This is a genomic window from Pseudorhodoferax sp. Leaf274, from assembly GCF_001422445.1.
In the GTDB taxonomy this organism is placed as follows: Bacteria; Pseudomonadota; Gammaproteobacteria; order Burkholderiales; family Burkholderiaceae_C; genus Pseudorhodoferax.
Window position 1 is genome coordinate 815740 of record NZ_LMNA01000030.1, and the last position, 23449, is coordinate 839188.

18 protein-coding genes are annotated in these 23449 nt (G+C 71.2%); 3 read left to right on the forward strand and 15 right to left on the reverse strand.

Translation table 11 applies throughout. The annotated features are described in order from the left end of the window. Positions 1-5: 5 nt before the first annotated feature. Genes ASF44_RS30520 through hemC form a run of 3 tightly spaced genes read right to left on the reverse strand, consistent with a single transcriptional unit; the run spans position 6 to position 2801 of the window. The gene (locus ASF44_RS30520; RefSeq protein ID WP_156374763.1) at positions 6-1064 is read right to left on the reverse strand and encodes a uroporphyrinogen-III C-methyltransferase; all 1059 of its coding nucleotides are present in this window, start codon (positions 1062-1064) and stop codon (positions 6-8) included. Beyond that, on the reverse strand, positions 1061-1822 hold the full coding sequence (locus ASF44_RS30525) for a uroporphyrinogen-III synthase (RefSeq protein ID WP_056903093.1): 762 nt from the start codon (positions 1820-1822) through the stop codon (positions 1061-1063). The genes ASF44_RS30520 and ASF44_RS30525 overlap by 4 nt, the downstream gene beginning before the upstream one ends. A 7-nt stretch (positions 1823-1829) precedes the next feature. Continuing rightward, a complete protein-coding gene (hemC, locus tag ASF44_RS30530) occupies positions 1830-2801 on the reverse strand; it encodes a hydroxymethylbilane synthase (RefSeq protein ID WP_082525141.1) in 972 nt (323 codons plus the stop codon). A gap of 26 nt (positions 2802-2827) precedes the next feature. On the opposite strand from hemC, the gene ppc reads away from it, so the two are divergent. Continuing rightward, a complete protein-coding gene (gene ppc / locus ASF44_RS30535; RefSeq protein WP_369820974.1) occupies positions 2828-5791 on the forward strand; it encodes a phosphoenolpyruvate carboxylase in 2964 nt (987 codons plus the stop codon). A 26-nt stretch (positions 5792-5817) separates the two neighbouring features. On the opposite strand, the gene ASF44_RS30540 is transcribed toward ppc, so the two are convergent. The 4 genes from ASF44_RS30540 to ASF44_RS30555 all read right to left on the reverse strand — a co-directional run bounded on the left by ASF44_RS30540 (position 5818) and on the right by ASF44_RS30555 (position 9572). Further along, positions 5818-6036, reverse strand: coding sequence for a YjfB family protein (locus ASF44_RS30540; RefSeq protein WP_056902987.1), 219 nt, complete (start codon positions 6034-6036; stop codon positions 5818-5820). Then, on the reverse strand, positions 6033-7475 hold the full coding sequence (locus ASF44_RS30545) for a mannose-1-phosphate guanylyltransferase/mannose-6-phosphate isomerase (RefSeq protein ID WP_056902988.1): 1443 nt from the start codon (positions 7473-7475) through the stop codon (positions 6033-6035). Before ASF44_RS30545 ends, ASF44_RS30540 begins: the two co-directional genes overlap by 4 nt. 28 nt (positions 7476-7503) lie before the next feature. Then, entirely contained in the window at positions 7504-8514 is a 1011-nt protein-coding gene (gene galE / locus ASF44_RS30550; protein ID WP_056902989.1) for a UDP-glucose 4-epimerase GalE, read from the reverse strand. A 155-nt stretch (positions 8515-8669) separates the two neighbouring features. Further along, positions 8670-9572, reverse strand: a complete 903-nt coding sequence (locus ASF44_RS30555) for a LysR family transcriptional regulator (protein ID WP_056902990.1) — start codon at positions 9570-9572, stop codon at positions 8670-8672. 160 nt (positions 9573-9732) lie between these two features. Between ASF44_RS30555 and ASF44_RS30560 the strand changes: the two genes are divergently transcribed. Next, on the forward strand, positions 9733-10560 hold the full coding sequence (locus tag ASF44_RS30560; protein ID WP_056902991.1) for a Crp/Fnr family transcriptional regulator: 828 nt from the start codon (positions 9733-9735) through the stop codon (positions 10558-10560). 42 nt (positions 10561-10602) lie between these two features. Here the strand turns inward: ASF44_RS30560 and ASF44_RS30565 are convergent, their stop codons facing one another. From ASF44_RS30565 to ASF44_RS30590, 6 genes are all read right to left on the reverse strand, one after another. Next, positions 10603-11856: an acyl-CoA dehydrogenase family protein gene (locus ASF44_RS30565; RefSeq protein WP_369820975.1), complete on the reverse strand. Its 1254-nt coding sequence runs from the start codon at positions 11854-11856 to the stop codon at positions 10603-10605. A gap of 202 nt (positions 11857-12058) precedes the next feature. Further along, a complete protein-coding gene (locus tag ASF44_RS30570) occupies positions 12059-13099 on the reverse strand; it encodes an amidohydrolase (RefSeq protein WP_056902993.1) in 1041 nt (346 codons plus the stop codon). Positions 13100-13310: 211 nt separating this feature from the next. After that, the gene (locus tag ASF44_RS30575) at positions 13311-14645 is read right to left on the reverse strand and encodes a VWA domain-containing protein (RefSeq protein ID WP_056902994.1); all 1335 of its coding nucleotides are present in this window, start codon (positions 14643-14645) and stop codon (positions 13311-13313) included. A gap of 8 nt (positions 14646-14653) precedes the next feature. Beyond that, a complete protein-coding gene (locus tag ASF44_RS30580) occupies positions 14654-15613 on the reverse strand; it encodes a MoxR family ATPase (protein ID WP_056902995.1) in 960 nt (319 codons plus the stop codon). A gap of 107 nt (positions 15614-15720) precedes the next feature. Further along, positions 15721-16440 (reverse strand): trypsin-like peptidase domain-containing protein, encoded by a 720-nt coding sequence (locus ASF44_RS30585; protein ID WP_056902996.1) that lies wholly within the window; start codon positions 16438-16440, stop codon positions 15721-15723. Between the two features lie 275 nt (positions 16441-16715). Further along, positions 16716-17432, reverse strand: coding sequence for a Crp/Fnr family transcriptional regulator (locus tag ASF44_RS30590; protein ID WP_056902997.1), 717 nt, complete (start codon positions 17430-17432; stop codon positions 16716-16718). Between the two features lie 163 nt (positions 17433-17595). On the opposite strand from ASF44_RS30590, the gene ASF44_RS30595 reads away from it, so the two are divergent. Continuing rightward, entirely contained in the window at positions 17596-18339 is a 744-nt protein-coding gene (locus ASF44_RS30595; RefSeq protein WP_235579399.1) for a Crp/Fnr family transcriptional regulator, read from the forward strand. A 33-nt stretch (positions 18340-18372) separates the two neighbouring features. Here ASF44_RS30595 and ASF44_RS30600 read toward each other — a convergent pair whose 3' ends face one another. Together ASF44_RS30600 and ASF44_RS30605 are read right to left on the reverse strand one after the other, a co-directional pair. Continuing rightward, positions 18373-22761, reverse strand: a complete 4389-nt coding sequence (locus tag ASF44_RS30600; protein WP_056902998.1) for a CheR family methyltransferase — start codon at positions 22759-22761, stop codon at positions 18373-18375. 398 nt (positions 22762-23159) lie between these two features. Continuing rightward, on the reverse strand, positions 23160-23417 hold the full coding sequence (locus ASF44_RS30605; protein ID WP_200930676.1) for a DUF378 domain-containing protein: 258 nt from the start codon (positions 23415-23417) through the stop codon (positions 23160-23162). Positions 23418-23449: the final 32 nt, after the last annotated feature.

A 23449-nucleotide genomic window follows, 5' to 3' on the forward strand; every position in this document is an offset into this window, starting at 1 on the left:
GCGGTTCAGCGCCCCGCTGCCGCCGTGGCCAGGGCCGACAGCGTTTCGTCGATGCGCGGCAACTCCACCGCCTTGAGCTGCGCCTGCACCTCGGACAGCGTGTTGGCGAACTGCTGCGTGCGCCGTGCCGCTGGATCGAAGTAGCGGTGCAGCATGAAGGCAGCCGCCGTCGCATCGGCACGGGCCGAGGGGAACTGGCGCGCCAGCAGGCCCATGCGCGTGTTCAGCAGGCGCAGCTTGAGGTTCTCGCGCAGGAAATAGGCCTGGTCGGGTGCCAGCAGTGCCGCCTCGGGCTGGTCGATGCGCGACACGCGCATGAGCCGCGCCGCCTCCGCGCGCACCAGTTGCCAGATGCGCAGCCACCAGTGCTCCGACGGCGGCTCGGCTGCGGCCTGGCCTTGGGCCAGGTTGGCGGCCAGCACGGCGTTGAGCATGGGCACGTCGTCGATCTGGCGCACCAAATCGTCGAGCTTTTCGAGGATGGACTGCGTGTCGGCGATCTGTGTGGAGCGGATCGACTCGGTGTCGCGCGCCACGGCGCGGCGCACGGGGTCCAGGCGCGGCTGCGCCGCGCGTTCGAGGCGCTGGTCGGCCGTGCGCAGCGCGGCCAGCAAAGGCTCGGCGCTGAGCGTCAGCTGGGCCTGCTGCTGCGCCAGGCGCAGCGAGGATTCGAGGTCGACGACCAGGGTCTCGTCGCGCGAGCGCGACAGGCTCACGAGCAGCTCGTCGATCTGGCCGCGCTGCAGCGTGGCTTCGCCGAGCTTGGTGTCGGTCACCGCCTGGCGTGCAGCGGTCTCGCGCGCCAGGTCCTGGGCCTCGCGGGCTGCGGCCCGGGCTTCCATCGCGCGGGCCTGCGTGTCGGAACTCTGGCGGGCCAGGTTCTCCTGCATGCCGCCGACCTTCTGCCAGAGCAGGCCGACCGCCGCCAGCGCGATGACGACCAGCAGGGCCAGGAACAAGACGAGCACCCGGGGTGCGGAGGTGGCCGGAGGCCTGGGCTGTGGGGCGGGCCCTGCAGCGGCACTGCCCGGTGGGGATTCTGAAGACAGCTCGGCAGCGTTCATCGGGCGGATTCTATCGACGCCACCATGTCGTCCAGCCCGGGGCGCACGGTATCGACCTGGCCGAAACCCGCGGCGCGCGCCGCCTCGGCGATGCGCGCATGCGTGGCCAGTGCGCGCGTGGCGCGCCAGTCGGCCGAGGGCAGCAACTGCTGCAAATGGCGCACCGCATCGGAGCTGCTGAACAGCCACAGGGCATCGGTCGCGCCTGCGGCCAGCGCACGCGTGCGGGCGTCCCAGGCCGGCAGTTGGCGCGCGTACGCAGCCAGCGCATGCACCTGCGCGCCCACCGCCTCAAGCTGCGTCGCGAGCCAGGGCCGCCCGGCCAGCCGGCCGTCGGCGTCGGTGCCGCGCACGATCAACACCTGCGCACCGGCCAGGCCGGCGTCGTGGCCGACCAGGTGCCACAGCGCTTCGGAGTCGAACTGCGGCGCATCGGGGGAGGGCGCGACCAGTGCCGCCTGCGGCACGCCCGCCGCCAGCAGCGCGCGGGCCGTGCCCGGGCCGGTGGCCCAGGCCGCCGTGTGCGCAGGCCAGTCCATGGCCTCGGGCCGCGCCGCGAAAAAGGCCTCGACGGCATTGGCGCTCACGAACATCGCAGCCCGGCAGCCGGCCAAGCCGGCCCAAGCGCGGGCCACTGGCGCGGGATCGGTGGGCGCGATGTCGATCAGCGGCAGCGGCTCGGCCGCGAGGCCGCGTGCGCGCAACTGCTCGCACCAATGCAGTGCTTCGCGCAGCGGCCTGGTGACCAGCACGCGCATGCGCGCGTCAACCCGCTGGGCGGGCACCACCGGCCTGCAAGGCCTCGGCCACCTGCCAGCCCAGCGCCTCCGCGGCGGCCAGGCTGCCGGCCGGGCCCGCCGTCTCGGCCCGCACCAGCAGGCCCTTGGTGTCCTGGTCGCCCCAGGCGGCATGCAGCTGCAGCGCGCCGTCCACCCACTGGGCATGCGCAGCCAGCGGCATCGAGCAGCTGCCGCCCATCGCGCGGCTCACGGCACGCTCGGCCGCGGTGGCCTGCCAGGTCGGCTGGTGGGCCAGCGGCGCCAGCACGGCCAGCAGGTCGGCGCGGTCGGCCCGCACCTCGATGCCCAGGGCGCCCTGCCCGGCAGCCGGCAGCATGCGGTCGGGCGCGAACACCGCGCGGATGCGGTCTTCCAGGCCCAGGCGTTTGAGGCCGGCGGCCGCCAGCACGATGGCCGCGAAATGGCCTTCGTCGAGCTTGCGCAGGCGCGTGTCCAGGTTGCCGCGCAGCGGCTGGATGTCCAGGTCCGGCCGCAGCGCCTGCAGCAGCACGGCGCGGCGCAGGCTGGAGGTGCCGACCACCGCGCCCTGCGGCAGATCGTCCAGCGATGCATGGTGCGGCGAGACGAAGGCGTCGCGCGGGTCCTCGCGCTCGAGCACGCAGGCCAGCGCGAAGCCGGCCGGCAGCTCCATGGGCACGTCCTTGAGCGAATGCACGGCGATGTCGGCGCGGCCGTCCTCGAGCGCGGTCTCCAGCTCCTTGACGAACAGGCCCTTGCCGCCGACCTTGCTGAGCGAGCGGTCCAGGATCTGGTCACCGCGCGTGGTCATGCCCAGCAGCTCGACGCTGTGGCCGCGCTGCACCAGCAGGACCTTCACGTGTTCGGCCTGCCACAGCGCGAGACGGCTTTCCCGGGTCGCAATGACGATGGTGGAAGTGGGGGAGGAACGCACGCAGGTAACCAGTTCGTAATCGTCCGGGGGGCCGGATGCTAGCATGGGGTGAGCCCCCAGCAGGGCATGGCATTCTTCTTGCAGGGCGCTTGCACAGCCCTCGTTCCAACATGAAAACACAAGACCAGGCGCCCTCCCCCTCCGCTGCGGCCGCAGCCCCTGCCGCCGAGGACGCGCCGCAACGCAGCCGTGCCGCGGCGCGCGATGCGGAGCGGCCCCTGGTCGAGGACATCCGCCTGCTGGGCCGGCTGCTGGGCGACGTGATCCGCGAGCAGGACGGCGCGCCCGCCTTCGACCTCATCGAGCAGGTGCGCAAGCTGTCCGTGGCCTTTCGCCGCGATGCCGACGAGGAGGCCGACAAGGCCTTGAAGAAGCTGCTCAAGAGCCTGACGGCCGACCAGACCGTCAGCGTGATCCGCGCCTTCACCTACTTCAGCCACCTGGCCAACCTGGCCGAAGACCGGCACCACATCCGCCGCCGCGCCGTGCACGAGCGCGCCGGCAACACGCAGGAAGGCAGCATCGACGTGGCGCTGTCGCGCCTGCGCTGGGCCGGCATCTCGCCCAAGGCCATCGCGATGACGCTGGCCACGAGCTACGTCTCGCCGGTGCTGACGGCACACCCGACCGAAGTGCAGCGCAAGAGCATCCTCGATGCCGAGCGCGACATCGCGCAACTGCTGGCCGCGCGCGACGAGATCCGCCTGCGCGCCCAGCTCTCGGGTGGCGGCCGCGACGCGCTCACGCCGCGCGAACTGGCCGCCAACGAAGCCCAGCTGCGCGCCCGCGTGATGCAGCTGTGGCAGACCCGGCTGCTGCGCTATTCCAAGCTCACGGTGGCCGACGAGATCGAGAACGCGCTGTCCTACTACGAATCCACCTTCCTGCGCGAGATTCCCAAGCTCTACGCGCAGCTGGAGCGCGAGCTCGGCAACCAGAACGTGGCCAGCTTCCTGCGCATGGGCCAGTGGATCGGCGGCGACCGCGACGGCAACCCCAACGTCAGCGCCGAGACCATGGAATACGCCATGCGCCACCAGGCCGAGATGGCGCTGCGCCACTACCTGACCGAGGTGCACCGCCTGGGTGCGGAGCTGTCGCTGTCGGCGCGGCTGGTCGACATCCCGGCCGAGATGCAGGCCCTGGCCGAGCGCTCGCCCGACACCAGCGAGCACCGCAAGGACGAGCCCTACCGCCGCGCGCTGACCGGCATGTACGCCCGCCTTGCCGCCACGCTCAAGACGCTGACGGGCGGCGACGCCGCGCGCCATGCCGTGGCGCCGCAGAACCCCTACCTGAAGGCCGAGGACTTCCTGGCCGACCTGCGCACCATCGAGGCCTCGCTCAAGTCGCACCATGGCGCGGCCTTCACCGCGCAGCGCCTGCATCCCCTGATCCGCGCCGTCGACGTGTTCGGCTTCCACCTGGCCACGCTGGACCTGCGCCAGAGCTCGGACAAGCACGAGGAAGTGGTCGCCGAACTGCTGGCCACGGCGCGGCTGGAGCCGCAGTACGCCGCGCTCGACGAAGCCGCCAAGCGCGCGCTGCTGCTGCGCCTGCTCAACGACGCGCGGCCCTTGCGCGTGCTGGGCGCGCAGTATTCCGACCTGGCCCGCCACGAACTCGCCATCTTCGAGAACGCGCGCAGCGTGCTGCAGCGCTACGGCCGCAACGCCATCCGCCACTACATCATCAGCCACACCGAAACCGTCAGCGACCTGCTGGAGGTGCTGCTGCTGCAGAAGGAAGTGGGCCTCATGCACGGCCTGCTCGACGAGGCCAAGGGCAAGGGTGCGCGCACCGAAGGCGCCAGCGCCGACCTCATCGTGGTACCGCTGTTCGAGACCATCGAGGACCTGCGCAACGCCGCGCCCATCATGCGCGAGTTCTACGCGCTGCCGGGCGTCGCGCGCCTGGTGCAGCGCTCCGGCGGCGAGCAGGACATCATGCTGGGCTACTCGGACAGCAACAAGGACGGCGGCATCTTCACGAGCAACTGGGAGCTCTACCGCGCCGAGCTGGCACTGGTCGAGCTGTTCGACGAACTGGCCAGCAGCCACGACATCACGCTGCGCATGTTCCACGGCCGCGGCGGCACCGTGGGCCGTGGCGGCGGCCCGAGCTACCAGGCCATCCTGGCGCAGCCCCCCGGCACCGTGCGCGGCCAGATCCGCCTGACCGAGCAGGGCGAGGTGATCGGCTCCAAGTACGCCAACCCCGAGATCGGCCGGCGCAACCTGGAGACGCTGGTCGCCGCCACGCTGGAGGCCACGCTGCTGCAGCCGACCAAGGCCGCCACGCCGGCCTTCCTCGACGCGGCCGCCGTGCTGTCGCAGGCCAGCATGCGCGCCTACCGCCAGCTGGTCTACGAGACACCGGGCTTCACCGACTACTTCTTCGAGTCCACGCCGATCCGCGAGATCGCCGAGCTCAACATCGGCTCGCGCCCGGCCTCGCGCAAGGCCAGCCAGAAGATCGAGGACCTGCGCGCGATCCCCTGGGGCTTCAGCTGGGGCCAGTGCCGGCTCACGCTGCCGGGCTGGTACGGCTTCGGCTCGGCGGTCGAGGCCTTCCTGGCCGGCGACGCGGAGCAGGCAGGCACCGGCAGGAAGCCCGCCGGCACCAAGGACCGGCTGGCCCTGCTGCAGAAGATGTACCGCCAGTGGCCGTTCTTCCGCACCCTGCTGTCCAACATGGACATGGTGCTGGCCAAGAGCGACCTGCAGCTGGCCTCGCGCTACGCCGAACTGGTGAGCGATGCGCGGCTGCGCAGGAAGGTGTTCGGCGCCATCGAGGCCGAGTGGCAGCGCACGGCGCAGGCGCTGGTGCAGATCACGGGCGAGAAGCAGCGCCTGGCCGGCAACGCCGCACTGCAGCGCTCGATCCGCCACCGCTTTCCCTACATCGACCCGCTGCACCACCTGCAGGTGGAACTGGTGCGGCGCTACCGTGCCGGCCAGGCCGACGAGCGCGTGCGCACCGGCATCCACATCTGCATCAACGGGATCTCGGCCGGGCTGCGCAACACCGGCTGAGCCGGTTCAATCGGCAGGGCCGCGGTTCAGGCGTAGACGTCGAGCCGCGTGCCCAGCATGCCCTGCGGCACGGGCGGGGGCGGCGGCAGCGATTCCAGCAGCGCCGCGGCTGCGTTCTCCTGCACATCGAGCGCCTTCTTCAGCACGCGCAGCTGGACGCTGGCCTGCACCGCGCCGGCCGGAGCCGACGACGATGCCGCAGCGGCCGTGGCGGCCTGCACGGCTGGCGTGCTGGAAATGTTCATTGCGAACGGCCGTACACGTCCTCGAAGCGCACGATGTCGTCCTCGCCGAGGTAGCTGCCCGACTGCACTTCGATCATCTCCAGCGGCAGGCGGCCCGGGTTCTCCAGCCGGTGCGTGGAGCCCAGCGGGATGTAGGTCGACTCGTTCTCCGAGACCAGGTAGCTGTCCTTGTCGCGCGTGACCCGGGCCGTGCCCGACACCACGATCCAGTGCTCGGCGCGGTGGTGGTGCATCTGCAGCGACAGCTGGCCGCCCGGCTTGACCACGATGCGCTTGACCTGGAAGCGCGCGCCGTTGTCCACGCTGTCGTACCAGCCCCAGGGCCGGAACACCTTGCGGTGCAGCTGGCCCTCGGAGCGGCCCTCGCGCTTGAGCGCGTCGACGATCTTCTTGACGTCCTGCGTCTTGTCCTTGTTGGCCACCAGCACGGCGTCGGCGGTCTCCACGATGACCAGGTTGTCCACGCCCACGCAGGCGATGAGCCGGCCTTCGGACAGCGCCAGCGTGTTGCTGCTGTCGTGCAGCAGCACGTCGCCCTGCTTCACGTTGCCGTTCTCGTCCTTGGGCAGCACCTGCCACAGCGCATCCCAGGCGCCCACGTCGGACCAGCCCGCCGACAGCGGCAGCACCACGCCGGCCGGCAGGTCTTCGCGGCCGCCGGCAGCCAGGCGCTCCATGACCGCGTAGTCGATGGAGTCGCTCGGGCAGGCCGTGAAGGCGGCCTTGTCCACGCGCAGGAATTCGCCGTCGGCCGAGCCCTTGCCGAAGGCGGTTTCGCAGGCGGACAGGATGTCGGCGCGGCAGGCCGCGATCGCCGTCAGCCAGACCGAGGCCTTGAGCATGAACAGGCCGCTGTTCCAGGCATAACCGCCGGCGTCCAGGTAGCCCTGGGCCGTGGCGCGGTCGGGCTTCTCGACGAAGCGCGCGATGCGGCTGGCGCCGCCCTCGAAGGCCGCACCCGACTGGATGTAGCCGTAGCCGGTCTCCGGCGTGTCGGGCGTGATGCCGAAGGTCACCACGGCGCCGGCCTCGGCCAGCTTCGCACCCTGCACCACCACCGACTGGAACGCCGCCACGTCGACGATCACGTGGTCCGCCGGCATCACCAGCAGCACGGGATCGGCACCGTCGCGCCGCGCCGCCAGCGCGGCCAGCGTCAAAGCCGGCGCGGTGTTGCGGCCAGTGGGCTCCAGCACGATGGTGCCGGGCTTGCCCATCAGGCGCAGCTGCTCGGCGATGACGAAGCGGTATTCCTCGTTCGAGACCACCATGGGCGCGGCCAGGGACACACCGGCCAGCCCTTCGACGCGGCGCACCGTGGCCTGCAGCAGCGAGTCCTCGCCGATCAGCGGCAGCAGCTGCTTGGGGTATTTCTCGCGCGACAGCGGCCACAGGCGGGTGCCGGAGCCACCGGACAGGACAACGGGTTGGATCAGCATCGTTTGGTTCAGCAAAGTTGGAAAAACATCAGGCGGCGTAGCCGTTGGGGTTGCCGCTCTGCCAGCGCCAGGCGTCCTGGCACATGGCGACCAGGTCGCGCTCGGCGCGCCAGCCCAGCACGGCCAGCGCTTCGGCCGGGTCGGCATAGCAGGAGGCCACATCGCCGGCGCGGCGCGGTGCGAGCTTGTAGGGCACGGGCTTGCCGCTGGCCTGCTCGAAGGCACGCACCATGTCGAGCACGCTGTAGCCGGTGCCCGTGCCCAGGTTGACGGTCAGGCCGCCCTCGCGGGCCTGCAGCCGCTCCAGCGCGCGCAGGTGGCCGATGGCCAGGTCGACGACGTGGATGTAGTCGCGCACGCCGGTGCCGTCGGGTGTCGGATAGTCGTCGCCCCACACCTGCAGCTGCTCGCGCCGGCCGATGGCGACCTGCGCCACGTAGGGCATGAGGTTGTTGGGCACGCCGCGCGGGTCCTCGCCGATCAGGCCGCTGGCGTGCGCGCCGACCGGGTTGAAGTAGCGCAGGATCGCGATGCGCCAGGACGCATCGCTGACCTGCAGGTCGCGCAGCATGTCCTCGATCATGAGCTTGCTGCGGCCGTACGGGTTGGTGGCCGACAGCGGGTGGTCCTCGGTCAGCGGCAGGCGCTGCGGATCGCCATAGACCGTGGCCGACGAGCTGAACACCAGCTGCTGGACGGAACATTCACGCATCGCCTCCAGCAGCCGCAGCGTGCCCACGACGTTGTTGTCGTAATAGGAGAGCGGCTGCTGCACCGATTCGCCCACGGCCTTGAGGCCGGCGAAGTGGATCACCGCGCTGGCGCCGCTCTGCTTCAGTGCATCGACCAGCGCCTGGCGGTCGCGGATGTCGCCACGCACCAAGCTGGGCGCCTTGCCTGCGATGCGCGCGATGCGCGCAACCGACTCGGGGTTGCTGTTACAAAAATTGTCAAAAATGGTGACGTCCTGGCCTGCCTGCAGCAGTTCGACGCAGACATGGGAGCCGATGTAGCCGGCACCGCCGGTGACAAGAATCATGTGATGTTCTGGGCAAGGCCGGCGCGGGCCGGCGGGAGATGGGTTCTCGCCGCGCCGTTCGAGGCTGTAGGCCCTCCGGCGACTGTGGCGCGGCAAGAATAGCATGTGCCGTGCCAGCCCTTGTGTCAGCCGTGGGGCGGCCCTTGGCCGCGGGTTCAGGCTTGCAAGGCCTGCAGCAACGCCGCCCGGAACCACTGCGAGGCCGGGTCCGCATCGGCCGTGGCATGCCAGTACAGGAAGGTCTCCAGCGCCGGCAGCGCCACCGGCAGGGCCAGCACCTGGATGCCGGCCTGCGCGCTGTCCAGGTCGGCCTGCGTGCGGGACATGGTGGCCAGCAGGTCGGTGCGCGCGACGATGGCGCTGGCCGCACCGTGGCGCTGGCAGCGCACGCGGATCCGGCGCCGCATTCCCAGCCGCCCCAGCGCCACGTCCTCCAGCCCGACGCCGCGCCGGCGGCCCGTCACCAGCACATGCTCCTGCGCCAGGTAGGCCTCCATGTCGAAGCCGGGGCCGATGGCCGGGTGCCCGACCCTAGCCAGCACCACGAGCTCGCTGGTGCCGATCTGCTGGCGGCGGATCTCCGCCGTCAGCGGCAGTCCGATGTCCAGCGCCAGGTCGAGCTCGCCGCTGCGCAGGTCTTCCTCCAGGTTGCCGCGGTCGGCGCGCACGGTGGCCAGCCGCACGCCGGGCGCCTCGCGCGCCACGCGCTCGGCCAGGTCGGGCAGGAAGGACAGTTCCGCCGAACCGCTGGTCGCCACCTTGAACAGCCGCTGGCTGCTGGCCGGATCGAACTGCCCGACCTGGCGCAGCATCTGGTCCAGCCCGCCCAGCGAGGACCGCACGGCGCCGGCCATCACGCGCGCCATCGGCGTGGGGATCATCACGTTGCCCTGGCGCTCGAACAGCGGGTCGCCCAGCAGCTCGCGCAGCCGGGCCAGCGCGTGGCTGACCGCCGGCTGCGACAGGTGCAGCTGGCGCGCAGCCGCGGTGATGCCGCGCTCGCGGTAGATCGCATCGAACACGGCGAACAGGTTCAGGTCGATTCGGGACAGCTGCATCGGATCGCGCCAGGGTTGGGCAGGCTATGCATGCGGCAAATACCGCGTGATGCGCACATTGCATTCGCCATCGGAAGGACGCGCTGGCAAGCTGGCGCTCTCCCCGGCCTGCCGCGCGCGGGCCATTGTCCTTCCTCAGCCATTGCCACCATTGCCACCCGTGACCCTGCACGCATCGACGCACCCCGCCGTCTCCGACCGCTTCGCTCCGCTGCAGGCCCTGGTCTGGCGCCCCGAGCCCGGCTCGAACGCCCACCGCCGCGCCTGGACGCTGGAGCGGCCGCGCACACCACTGGCCTCGCCGACGCAGCAGCGCACCATGCTGGCCGCCGATTGGCTGGCCGGCGTGGGCCCGGCCGCGCGCGAGGCGCTCGTGGAATCGCTGCAGCCCAGCACCGTGCGGGCCGGCGAACAGATCCTGCACCAGGGCGCACAGGCGCTCGCCTGGCATGGCGTGGCCAGCGGCGCGGTCCGCCTGAACAGCGTCAGCGCTTCGGGCCGCCAGCTCAGCACCGCGCTCGTCGCGCCGGGCGAATGGTTCGGCGAAGGCCTGGCCGGCGACCTGCCCGAGGCCTGCAGCGCGCACGCCCATGTCGATGGCGTGCTGGTCTCGCTGCGGCCCGAGGCGCTGCGCCGGCTCACCGCCCACCACGCCGACCTGCGCCACGCGCTGCTGCGCTGGAGCTCGGCCCGGCAGAGCGCCTGGATGCAGGCGGTCCTCGAAGCCTCCAGCGCCCCGCTGGGCCAGCGGCTGGCCGCCTGCCTGCTCGACCTGGGCCGGCGCTTCGGCCAGCCGCAGGACGAGGGCTTCCGGCTCGCGCTGCCGCTCACGCAGACCGACCTCGCGCAGCTGGTCGCCACCAGCCGCCAGCGCCTGAACCAGGGCATGCAGGACCTGCGGCGCATCGGCGCGCTGGACACGCGGGACCACCACATCACCGTGCTGTCCACCGAAGCCCTGCAGCGCCGCGCCGGCCTGCCGGCCTGAAGCGCGCTGCGGGCGCGGCAGCCGCCGCGCCGCCGGCGGCCGTCAGTTGCGGAACACCGCCGCCATGCTCGGGTCTTCCTCGACGCCCTCGTGCATGCGGATCTCGTTGCGGCCCACCACCAGGTGGTGCACCTCGTCCGGGCCATCCGCCAGCCGCAGCGTGCGCTGCTGCGCGTACATGTGCGCCAGCGGCGTGTGCTGCGACACGCCCAGCGCGCCATGCATCTGGATCGCCTGGTCGATGATCTTGCAGACCCGCTCGGGCACCATGGCCTTGACCATGTGCACCCACTGGCGCGCCTCGCGGTTGCCCAGCACGTCCATGGCCTTGGCGGCCTTGAGCACCATCAGCCGCATGCTCTCGATCTCGATGCGCGCGCGCGAGATGATCTCCACGTTGCCGCCCAGCCAGGCCAACTGCTTGCCGAAGGCCTCGCGCGACAGGCCGCGCTGCACCATCAGGTCGAGGGCCTTCTCGGCCGCGCCGATGGAACGCATGCAGTGGTGGATGCGGCCCGGGCCCAGGCGCATCTGCGAGATCTCGAAGCCGCGGCCCTCGCCCAGCAGCATGTTGGCCTTGGGCACGCGCACGTTGTCGAACACGATGTGCATGTGGCCGTGCGGCGCGTGGTCTTCGGCGAACACGTGCATGGCGCCGAGGATCTTCACGCCCGGGGTGTCGCGCGGCACCAGGATCATCGACTGCTGCTTGTGCGAGGGTGCGTCGGGGCTCGTGCGCACCATGGTGATGAAGATCTTGCAGCGTGGGCTGCCGGCGCCGGAGATGTAGTGCTTCTCGCCGTTGATGACCCACTCGTCGCCGTCGAGCACCGCGCTGGTGGCCACGTTCTTGGCGTCCGACGACGCGTGGTGCACCTCGGTCATGGCGTAGGCCGAGCGGATCTCGCCGTTCAGCAGCGGCTTCAACCAACGCTCCTTCTGCTCGGGCGTGCCCACGCGCTCCAGCACCTCCATGTTGCCGGTGTCGGGCGCGGAGCAATTCATGCTCTCGCTGGCCAGCGGCTGCTTGCCGAGTTCGGAGGCGATGTAGGCGTAGTCCAGGTTCGACAGGCCCTCGCCGGTCTCGGCGTCGGGCAGGAAGAAGTTCCACAGGCCCTCTTTCTTGGCCTGGTCCTTGGCGGCGTTGAGCAAGTCCAGCTGGCCGGGCGCGTACTGCCAGCGGTCCTCGCCATAGCGGTTCTTGCCCAAGGCCTCGTACTTCTCGGCCATGGGCGCCACCGTTTCGGCGATGAAGCGCTTGACGTGCTCGTACAGCGGCATGGCCTTGGCGGACATGCGCAGGTCGTTCAGTTCGTCGGTCGGGTTGAACCCGAATGCCGGGGTGGGCTTGCTCATGGTCGGAAAGTCTCCAGGCGCGTGGTCGGCCATTGGTCTCGGGCGTGCAGTATGGAAGAGCGGTGCGTGCCGCAAAGTCCAATCCGCGACAGCGGCAATCCGGCGAGGAAGGACATGGCCCGGCCTCGGCGAACGACGCGGCTCAGGCAGGATCGGCGCCGGCTTCCTCGAGCCGGTAGACCCGCTCCGCCGTGCCCCGGAACATCGCGTCCTGCTCGTCCGCCGAATACGCCTTCGCGATCTTCTTCATCGCGTTCCAGTAGCTCACGTACGGCAGCGAGCGCCGGTCCACCGGGAAATTGCTTTCGAACATGCAGCGCTGCGGCCCGAAGCACGCGATGGTGTGGCGGTAGTAGCGCCCCTGGGCCTCGACCAGTTCGTCGGAGTTCGCGGGCAGCGCGCGCCGGTCCCAGCCGAAGCCGTTGTCGGGCATGGCCAGGCCGCCGAGCTTGGCGACCACGTTGGGGCAGCGCGCGATCTCCTCGATGTCGCGCTGCCACTGGCTGAAGATCGCGTCGCGCTGGCCGGCGTAGGCGCCCACGCCGAGCGGCGTGCCGAAGTGGTCCAGCACCATCGTCGTGCCCGGCACCGCGCGCGCCAGCGCGGCGAAGCCGGGGTTCTGGTGGTGGTAGTGCCAGGTGTCGTAGCTGTGGCCCAGGCGGCCCAGCAGGGCCACGCCGGCGCGGAAGCCGGCGTCCGCATACAGCCCCTCGCTGCCGCGGCCGGGGATGGCCAGTGCCTCGGGGTTCGGGTCGCGCGCGCCGGAATGGCGGATGCCGCGGAACAGGCCTTGCGCTGCGTCCGCCTGCGCCGCCAGCACCTCGCGCAGCTGCGCCTCGCCCTGGCGCAGATCGGTGTGGCCGACGAAGCCGGCGATCTCGGCGCCGCCGCCGCCCTCGCGGCCCGCGCGTGCGATGCCGGCCACGAACGCGGCCTCGCCCACGCTGCGCAGGTGCTCGGGGCCATCGTCGCGGTAGTTGGCGCGGCATTCGATGAACACGGTCTTGCGGATGTTGTGGCCGGCTCCCGTGTCGGCCCACAGGTGGCCGAGCAGGTACGGCCCCCAGTCGCCGCGCGACACCCACAGGTGGTGGTGCGGGTCGATGATGGGGCGGTCGGGGTCGATGGGTTCTTCGCGCACCTGGTTCAGCCAGGCCTGGGATCCGGGTTCCTTGTGTGCCATGTTCGCTCCAGTTGGTCAGCTTTTCGCAGCGTGTCGTGCCTTCTGTGCCCACTCCCAGGGCGTCATGCGGGGCAGCGGTGTGTGGGACGGCGATGTGTGGGGCGGCGGCGTGTGTGCCGAGGCCACCGGTGTGGTGCAGCGCTGCGTCCATGGACCACGCCGCCGGCACGGTCCGCGCTCGCCCACATGGCCCGTGTGTCGATGTCGCATCTCAGTGGTACGCCTCCAGCGCTTCGTCCAGCGTGCGCTCCAGGTCGGCCGCACTGGCGCAGTGCGACATGCTGGTGCAGTACGGCCGGTATTGCAGCATCGCGCTGTCGCCGCTGCCCCAGCGGCCCGGCGTTTCCGGGCACAGCCACACCACGCGCTTGGCGCGGCCGGCCAGTTCGGCGAACAGGTCGAGCCGCGGATCGGAGCCGTTGCTGCGGCCATCGCCCAGCACGATCACCGTGGTGCGGCGGTCGATGGCGTCCCAGTGCCGGTCGTGCAGGTCGACCCAGGCCTGGCCGTAGTCGGTGGAGCCGTTGCCCACCTCGCGCAGGATCAGCGCCATGGCGTCGTCGAAGGGCAGCTTTTCCAGCGGTCCGGCCACGTCCTGCAGCCGGTTGGAGAACGCGAAGCTGCGCAGGTCGCCCACGGCATCGTGCAGCGCGTAGAGGAACAGCAGCAGGAAGCGCACATGCGCGGCCACCGAGCCCGACACGTCGCACACCGCCACGATGCGCGGCTTGTCGCGGCGCCGGTGCTTGAAGGCCAGCGTGACGGGCACGCCGTCGTGGCCAGCGTTGGCGCGCATGGTGCGGCGCAGGTCCAGCTGGCCGCGCAGCGCCACGCGCTGGCGCCGTGCGTGGCGTGCGGCCAGCTTGCGCGCCATGCGGGCCACCGCAGTCTTCATGCGCTCCATCTCGGCCGGGGCCATGCGGCCCAGCGCGCGCGTGACGGCCACCTCGGTCATGAAGGCTTCGGTGGCGGGCTTGCCGAAGATCGCGTAGCGCTGCTGCACCAGCGCGCGCGCCTGGCGGCGCACATGGTCGCGCGCGGCCTCCAGCGCCTGCACTTCGTCTTGCGCGCCGGGCGCGGCGCGGCGCTCGGCCAGCCGGGCCTCCAGCGGCGCGATGCCCAGCGCGTCCAGCGTCTGGCGCACGAAATGGCCGGCCTGCGTCGCGAAGCGGATCTCGTCCACGCCGGCGCTGGCCGCAGCACGGGCCAGCGCCGCCGCCAGCGCGTCGCTGCCCTGCCCCTGCGGGCCGGGCCGGGCCAGGTCGAGCAGCGCATCGACCTCGGCGTCGCCGGTGCGCAGCGGCGCTGCGGCCTGCTGCGCATCCACCGCCTGCGGCCGGCCGAAGTACAGGTCGAACATCTGGTCGTGGATCTGCTTGTCGTCTTCCGACTTCGCCAGCACCAGGCCCAGCGCGGCCTTGAGGCCGGCGCGATCGGCATAGCCCAGCAGCGCCAGCGTGCGCGCCGCATCGATGGTCTCCGAGGTGGACGCCTCGGCCCCTGCGGCACGCAGCGCACGCACGAAGCCGGCGAGGATGCTGTCCATCGCCCGCTTCAAGCCACGGCAGCCAGCGCGGCCTGGGTCATCCGGCCCAGCCGGCCCTCGACCTCGCGCACATCGCTCTCGCGCTTGAGCAGCACGCCCAGCGTGTCGCGCACCAGCCCCTCGTCGAGCACGTTGGCGTGCATCAGCACCAGCGTGCGCGCCCAGTCCACCGACTCGGCGATGGAGGGCGGCTTGCGGATGTTGTCGGCCCGCAGCGCCTGCACGAAGGCCACCAGCTGCGCCAGCAATGCGTCGGCGATGCCGGGCACGCGGGCGCGCAGCACGCGCTGCTCCAGCGCCGCGTCGGGAAAGCCGATGTGCAGGTGCAGGCAGCGGCGCTTGAGCGCATCGCCCAGCTCGCGCGTGTTGTTGGACGTGAGGATGACCAGCGGCGGCACCTGGGCGCGGATGGTGCCGATCTCCGGGATCGTCACCTGGTAGTCGGCCAGCACCTCCAGCAGCAGGGCCTCGAAAGACTCCTCGGACTTGTCGACCTCGTCGATCAGCAGCACGCTGCCGCCCGGCTGCTCCATGGCCTGCAGCAACGGGCGTGGCTCGAGGAAATCGCGCGAGAAGAACAGGTCCTGGAAGCCCGCGAGCTTGCCGAAGGCGCCGGCCAGCGTGTCGGCACCGTCCACCAGCAGGCCGATCTTCTCCTTGAGGATCTGCGTGTACAGCAGCTGCTTGCCGTACTTCCATTCGTACAGGGCCCGGCTGTCGTCCAGGCCCTCGTAGCACTGCAGGCGCAGCAGCGCGAACTGCAGCGCGCGCGCGGCCGAGACGGCCAGCTCGGTCTTGCCCACGCCCGCGGGGCCTTCGATGAGGACCGGCTTGCGCAGGTGGTGGGCCAGGTACAGCGCGGTGGCGATCTGGCGCGTGGCGATGTAGCCGCTGCCTGCCAGCAGCGCGACCACGGCGTCGATGGACGCCAGGCCGGGCGGCGTCGATGGGGGGATTGCGGCATTCATGCGGCAAGTATGGAAGCGCGCCCTGGCGTGGGCAGTCCAGATGGGGACAGCCGCGTTCAGGGTTTTCCTCGGGGTGCGCGTGGCGCCGACGTCAGCGCGTCAGCGCGTCAGGCGGTCAGCGTCAGCAGGATGGCGGCGTACCACGCCGCGTTCAGGCCGAGCGACTCGTCCAGCTTCAGGTCGCGCGTGCCCATGTCGATGCGCGACGAGTGCACCCCCAGCAGCTTCCACGGCAGCGCCGCACCGGCCGCGGCATCGCTCATGACGACCGGCGCACCGCTGGTGCCGCGGTGCGTGCGCGCATCCGTGAGGAACAGGCCCTGGCCCTGGAACCGGATGCCGAAGGCGGAGGCGATCACGGCGTGGCGCACCACGGGCAGGTGGTACATCGTGTCGTGGAACCCCAGCGGAAAGCCCACCACGAGCAACCCCGTCCCGACCTCCACCTGGTCCAGCTCGACCTGCAGGTGGTCCGGGGTGAAGCAGCGGAACTCCGCGGACGCGGGCAGCGTGGCGCGGTCGATCTCGACCACGGCCACGTCGATCTCGCCCCCCGAATCGGAGCCCTGGCGCCACTGGCTCCTGCCGTCCTGGAACAGCCAGACCGAGAGCATGGTGGAGCGCGTGAGGTTGACCGCATCGACATGCAGCTCGATCTCGATGCGGTTGGGATGGTGATTGCTGGGCGCATCCTGCAGGACATGCCGGCTCGTCACGAAGAAGAGCCGCTCCGCGCGCTCGAAGAAGAAGCCGCTGGCGCCGGTGAGCAGCCGGTCGCCGTCGAAGGTCGTGATCCTTGCGGTGGTCAGGAGGAGAGGTTCCGTCATCGGGTGCGTTCCATGGAGGGGCGGGGTCGCGCGCAGGCGGTCGGCGCGGCACTCCCGGCCGCCAACCGGGCCGCATGGCTGTCGTCGAAAGGCATGGCCTCACCTCGTTGCTGCAGTGCGCTCAGATGCAGGGCGCGGCCAGGGCACCAGGAAGGTCGCCAAGCGAGTCTGACAGGTCCGAGGGCCGCGCGGCGCGGCCGATGGCGCCAGGCGGCGTCGGCCGACACGCCGTGCGGCAACGCCGGGCCCCGGCCCGGCCGCGGCCTGGAAGCCGGCTAAGCCAGCATCTCGGCATGCGAGCGCTGGCCTGCCGCATAGCAGCTGCAGGCCATCGCCTCCAACCCGCGGCGGTCCAGCACGGTGAAGCTGCCGCGCCGGTAGTGGATCAAGCCGCGTTGCTGCAAGGCCCCCGCCGCGGCCGAGACGCCGGCGCGCCGCACGCCGAGCATGTAGGCCAGGAACTCCTGGGTCACGCCGAAGCCGTCGGCGTGCGCGCGGTCGTGCGTCATCAGCAGCCAGCGCGCCAGCCGCGGCCCGATCAGGTGAAAGCGCAGGCAACCAGCCGAGATCGCCATCTGGGCCATCTGCACGTAGACGTAGCGGTGCAGCACGCCCACCAGTGCGGGGCTGCGGGCCAGCTCGCTGCGCAGCGTGTCGGCGCCCATCCGCAGGCACGTGCCCGGCCCCTGCACCAGCGCGTGAAATGGCGCGGCCGCCACGCCCAGCACCACCTGGGAGCCCAGCATGCCTTCGTTGCCCACCATGCCGACCTCGACGCCGCGGTCGCCCTCGATCATGGCCACCATGGAGATGAAGCCCTGCAGCGGAAAGTACACGTGCCGCATGGGCGCGCCGGGTTCGCTCAGCACGTCGGCGGGCCGCAGCTGCACGGTCTCGCAGCGCGCGAGCAGGCGGCGGCCTTCGGCCACGCCGAGCCGGGCCAGCAGCTGGTTCTGTGGGGCGGGGCGCTGCGGTGGCACATGGCTGGTCATCCGGGCAGTCTGGGCCGCGGCCGGCCTGCGCACCGTCTGCCGGCGCACATAGTGGGGGCATTGCACGCGCACAGGCCGGGGCGTGTATGTTCGATACCGTACATACGCAGCCCCCTGCATGTGGCAAGGTCGGCGCTGATCTGCCTCCGAAGGAACCGCCTCCGTGCAACCCGATTCGAACCTGCGGCGTGGCGCACCGCGCGACCCCCGCCGCAACCTCCTGATCGAAGCGCTCTCCGCGGCAGAGCGGGCGCGCTGGGAGCCCCTGCTCGAATTCGTCGAGATGCCGCTGGGCCAGGTGCTGTACGAGTCCGGCGTCCGGCAGCGCTACGTCTACTTCCCCACGACCGCCATCGTCTCGCTGCTGTATGTGATGGAGAACGGCGCATCGGCCGAGATCGCGATCACCGGCAACGAGGGCGTCGTCGGCGTCTCGCTGTTCATGGGCGGCGAATCCACGCCCAGCCGCGGCGTCGTGCAGTGCGCGGGGCACGGCTTTCGCCTGCCCGCCCAGGCGATCAAGGAAGCGATCACGCGGGCCCCCGTGCTCAGCCTGCTGCTGCGCTACGTGCAGGCCCTCATCACGCAGATGGCGCAGACGGCGGCCTGCAACCGCCACCACACCGTGGACCAGCAGCTGTGCCGCTGGCTGCTGCTGAGCCTGGACCGGCTGGACGGCAACGAGATCGCGATGACGCAGGAGCTCATCGCCAACATGCTGGGCGTGCGGCGCGAGGGCGTCACCGAAAGCGCGCTCAAGCTGCAGAAGGCCAAGCTGATCCGCTACGCGCGCGGCCACATCACCGTGCTGGACCGCCCCGCGCTCGAAGACCGCTCCTGCGAATGCTATGCGGTGGTGAAGAAGGAATACGACAGGCTGCTGCTCGAAGGCCTGCCGCACCATTAGTGCGGCAGGGGCCTGCGCGAGCCGGTCAGCGGGTCAGCCGCCTCGCAGCGGCGCCGCCGCAACCATCTGCGACAGGACATCCAGGTCGACGGGTTTGACCAGGTGCCGGTCGAACCCCGCAGCCTTGGACCGTGCCAGGTCCTCGGGCTGGCCATAGCCGGTCAGCGCGATCAGGGTGGCGCCAGCCGTCGCCGCGCTTCCGCGCAGCACGCGCGCGACCTGGTAGCCGTCCATGCCCGGCAGGCCGATGTCCAGCACCACCACGTCGGGCCGCACCGTCGCGGCCTTGTGCACGGCCTCGTGGCCGTCGTAGGCGGTGGCCACCAGGTGGCCATCCAGCGCCAGCACCTGGGCCAGGCCGTCGGCACCGTCGACGTTGTCGTCCACCACCAGGACGCTGCGCGACTGCGCGCTGCTGCGCTCGCGCGGCACTGCGCCATCGGCGGCCGGCGCGGCCCGGCGTGCGAGCAGCGGCAGGCACACGGTGAAGGTGCTGCCAGTTCCGAGCCCCGCGCTGTGCGCCTGCACGCTGCCGCCGTGCAGCTGCACCAGCTGCTGGACCAGCGTCAACCCCAGCCCCAGGCCGCCCTTGGCACGGTCCAGCGTGGTGTCGGCCTGCGCGAACAGGTCGAACACGCGCGGCAGCATCTCCGCGGAGATGCCGGCGCCGTTGTCCTCGACGCGCACGCACACCTGGGCATCCACCGCGGCCACCGTCAGCGCGATGGCGCCCCCCTCGTCCGTGTACTTGGAGGCGTTGTTCAGCAGGTTGGCGAACACCTGGGTCAGGCGCACCAGGTCACCCTCCACCACCAGTTCGGCCGGGCAGTGCACCGTCAGCGTCTGCCGGCGCGCGTCGACGGGCGCCTGGCTGATCTCGACTGCCCTCTGCACGGCCACCAGCAGCTCGACGGGCGCCAGGTCCAGCGTCAACTTGCCGCGTGCGATGCGGGCCACGTCGAGCAGGCCATCGAGCAGCCTGGCCATCAGCGCCACCTGGCGGTCGATCATGCCGACCGCCCATTCGGCGCGCGCATCGGGCAGCCCGGCCCGGCCCAGCATCGCCACGGCGCTGCGGATCGGCGCCAGCGGGTTGCGCAGCTCGTGCGCCAGCATGGCCAGGAACTCGTCCTTGCGGTGGTCGGCATCGACCAGCTGCATCTCGACAAGCTTGCGGTCTTCCACGTCCACCATCAGGGCGACGTAGCCGGCGAACGCACCGGACACGTCCACGTGCGGAACGCTCATGGAGCGCATCCACCGGTAGGCGCCGTCGTGGCGCTGCAGGCGGATGTCGCTGTCCAGGGCACGCCGCCCGGCCCGTGCGGCCGCGCACTCGTCCAGGTAGTGGTCCCGGTCCTGCGGGTGCACGAACTCCAGCCAACCCTTGCCCAGCAGGCCGTCGGCGGCATGGCCGACGAACTCGATGCAGCTGCGGTTCACGTACTCGGTGCGCCCGGCCGAGTCCTCCACCCGCAGCAGCGCGGGGATGTCGTCGGCCAGCCGGCGGAAGCGGATCTCGCTGTCGATCCGCAGGCGTTCGGAGATGTCCCGCTCGGTGAACAGCAGCGCGTGCACCGCGCCCAGGTCGTCGCGCAGCGCCGTGGCCGACATCGACACCGTGACGACCCGGCCCGCCTTGGTGCGCCGCTCCACGTCCACCGGGCCCAGCGCGCCGTTGCGGACGCCTTCGGCGATGGCCGCGTCCGCGCCCTGGCCCGGGGCTTCGCCGGTGGCGGCCGACAGCACGTCCAACGGCATGCCGATGACGTCCTCCCGGCGGTGGCCGTAGATGCGTTCGGCGCCCTTGTTCCACGCCAGGATGCGCCCGTCCAGGCCGCAGCTGTAGACCGCGTCGTTGGAGTCGTTCAGCAGGGCTTCCAGCTGGCCGACCTGGCGCGCCGCCGCGCGCAGCACGGTCACGTCGACGAAGGTCACGACCACGCCTTCGGTGCGGCCCTGGTGCCCCACGTACGGCAGGATCCTGCGCAGCCAGGTCGTCGCCCGCTGGCCCGGCACTTCCGCCTCGGCGGCCTCGCCGGTGCGCAGCACGGCCTGGGCATCGTCGAACAGCGCGGTGTCGTGCACGGCCGCTGCCATGTCGCTGAGCGGGCGGCCCTCGTCGCCGGCGCGCAGCCGGAACAGCTCTCCCGCCAGCGGCGTGAAGCGGCGCAGCCGCAACTGCGGATCGAGCAGCAGGGTGGCCACGTGCGTGCTGTCCAGCAGGTTGCGCAGGTCGTCGGCGTTGTGCAGCGTGTCGGCGATCTTGTCCTCGAGCTGGGCGTTGACCGTCGAGAGCTCCTCGTTCAAGGCCTGCAGTTCTTCCTTGGAGCTTTCCAGCTCCTCGTTGGAGGCCTGCACCTCCTCGTACAGGGCCGACGATTCCTCGTTGGCCATGCGCAAGGCCTCGTTCGTGCGCTCCGCATCGTCCAGGGCCAGGGCCAGTTCCTGCCGGTTCTGCAGCATCTCCAGCTCGAACGAACCCGGCTGCGCAGGGCCGTCGGGCACGGCCGACTGCTCCATGGGCGCGACCGTGAACGTGACGATCACCATGCCGTTCGCCGCGAACCGGTCGACGCGCTCGGCCAGCAGGTCGACGTGCTGGCGCACGGACGGGTCGCGCCGCGCGGGCAATGCCAGGCTGCGGCTGGCCGGCTGGTCGCTCTCCGTGGCCTGCCGCAGCACGATGCGGGCCGAAGGCCGCAATTCCTTGCGCAGCAGGCGCAGCAGCTCCAGCGTCGCGTCGCCCTGGGGCTCCAGGAAACGGCCCGTCTGGCCCCAGAAATGCAGCGCCCGCCCCTCGCGGTCGACGAGGATAGCGGCCGTCGCCTTGCGGCCGTCCAGGTGGGCCCGCAGGATGTCGGCGGCCAGGGGCTGGCGCAGATCGCCGCCCGCCCGCCCTGCGGCATCCGCCGGGAACGCCTTGGCGTGGAACCCGCCCGGCAGGAACGACCGCCCGCCGATGCGCCGGTACAGCCGCAAGGGACCGGAGACCTGCTCGAAGAGCGCCGCGTGGGCAGGCGCCAGCGACTCCGCCTTGCCGAGCCAGAGCAGGCCGCCCGGCTTGAGCGCGAAATGGAAGAGCTGGAACACCCGGTCCTGCAGGCGCGGCTCGAAGTACATCAGCAGGTTGCGGCAGCAGATCAGGTCGAGCCGCGAGAACGGCGTGTCCTGCACCAGGTTCTGCGGCGCGAAGGTGACGGCATCGCGCAGCCTCGAGCGGACGGCGAACATGCCGCGCCGGCGCTCGAAGAACCGGTCCAGCCGCTCGGTGGCGACGGACGAGACGATGCTGTCGTGGTACAGGCCCTGCCGCGCCACGGCGAGCGCCTCGCCATCGATGTCGGTGCCGAACACCTGCACCATGCCGTCGAGCCCGTGGCCGCCGAACAGGTCGAGCAGCACCATGGCGATGGAGTAGCTCTCCTCACCCGAGGAGCACGCGGGCGTCCACACCCTGAACGAGGCATCGTCGCGGGCCAGCTGCGCGACCAGGGGCGCCAGCACCGTGTGCTCCAGCTCCAGCCACACATCGGGGTCGCGAAAGAAGTTGGTCACGCCGATCAGGAACTCCGAGCCCAGGGCGCTGGCCTCGTCGGGCGATTCCGTGAGCAGGGCCATGTAATCGGACACGTGCGCGCAGCGCGTCATGGACATGCGCCGCTTGAGCCGGCGCTGCAACATCCCGGGGCGGTATTGCCGGAAGTCGCTGCCCGTGCGCGCCAGCACCAGCTCCAGGATTTCGCGCAGCGCGGACGGTGCCGTCTCCGAAAAGACCGGCGCCGCGCGCAATTCGCGCCCGGCGTTCTGCACGCCCAGGAAGTCGGACAGCGCCGATGACACCGCCGCCGGCGCCAGCACCAGGTCGGCGGTGTGTGCGCCGATGGCGCTGTTGGGCATGTCGGGAAACTCGGCCGTGACCGGGGTCTGCACGATCGTCAACCCGCCCACCGCGCGGACGGCCTTGAGGCCCACCGTGCCGTCGTGGTCGGTGCCGCTCAGCACCACGCCCACGCAGCGGTCGCCCGCATCCTCGGCCATGGAGGTCATGAAGAAGTCGATCGGCTTGGGCACCGGCCGCAGCTGCTGCGGCACCGGGTCGAAGAAGACCCTGCCCTGGTGCAGGCCCATGAGCCTGCCGGGCGGCATCACGTAGACGCGCCCGCCCTCCAGGCGTTCGCCGCTCGCCGCATCGGCGGTCGGCACGGACCCTGCACGGCCCAGCAGGTCGGCCAGATGGCTGACATGGTCGATCGGGAGGTGGGTGATCACGATGTAGGCCAGCTGCGGATCGGCCACCGCGGCGGCGAACAGCTCGCGCAACGCGTGCAGGCCGCCTGCGGAGGCACCGACGGCGACATAGGTCAGCGACTGCGCGGGTGCGTCTTCGAGCCCATCCGGTGGGAATTCAGTGCCATCCAAGGAGCGCTCCTCTCACACCGGGTTGCGGGACATGCGGCGCGCGGCGCTCGGCGCCTGGACGGCGCATGCGACGCATCGCGCAGCGGGCTGGCCCGGCGGGCAAGCCGGGGCTGGGAAACAGGGAAGCTGAAAAGCTGGGAGCTGGGGGCGCCTGCAAGGCCAGCCGGGATGTTCCGGACGTGGCACGCCGTGGGCTGGACTGTAATCGCAAAGCACACGGCCGGCGGCCCGAAATGCGCGGCGCGGCCTCATGCAGACGCATCTTCGTGCGGCACGAGGTCCTGGGGTGGCCGGTTCCACGGCCTGCGCAGCCGCGGCCGGCGGGCCGGGCGCCCTGCGCTGCACGGGGCAGCGTGCCAGGGCGATGCGCTCTGTGGCTCAGTGTGGCTGCTGCAGGCTCATTTGCCAGCCCAGCGCACGCACAGGGCGATGGCATAGATCGCCGCCAGGCCGACCAGCACGTAGATGAAGCGCGTGGCGATCGACATCACGCCGAACACCGCGGCGACAAGGTCGAACTGGAACAGCCCGACGCTGGCCCAGTTGAGCCCGCCGACGATGAGCAGCACCAGGGCGATGTAGTCCAGGGCATTGAGCACCGGGTCGCGGTGCACGGGCTGCATGCTGCCGGGGGTCTGGTTGTAGGTGGTGGGCATGGTGTGGTTCTCTCGGGTGGATGGGGAGCAGC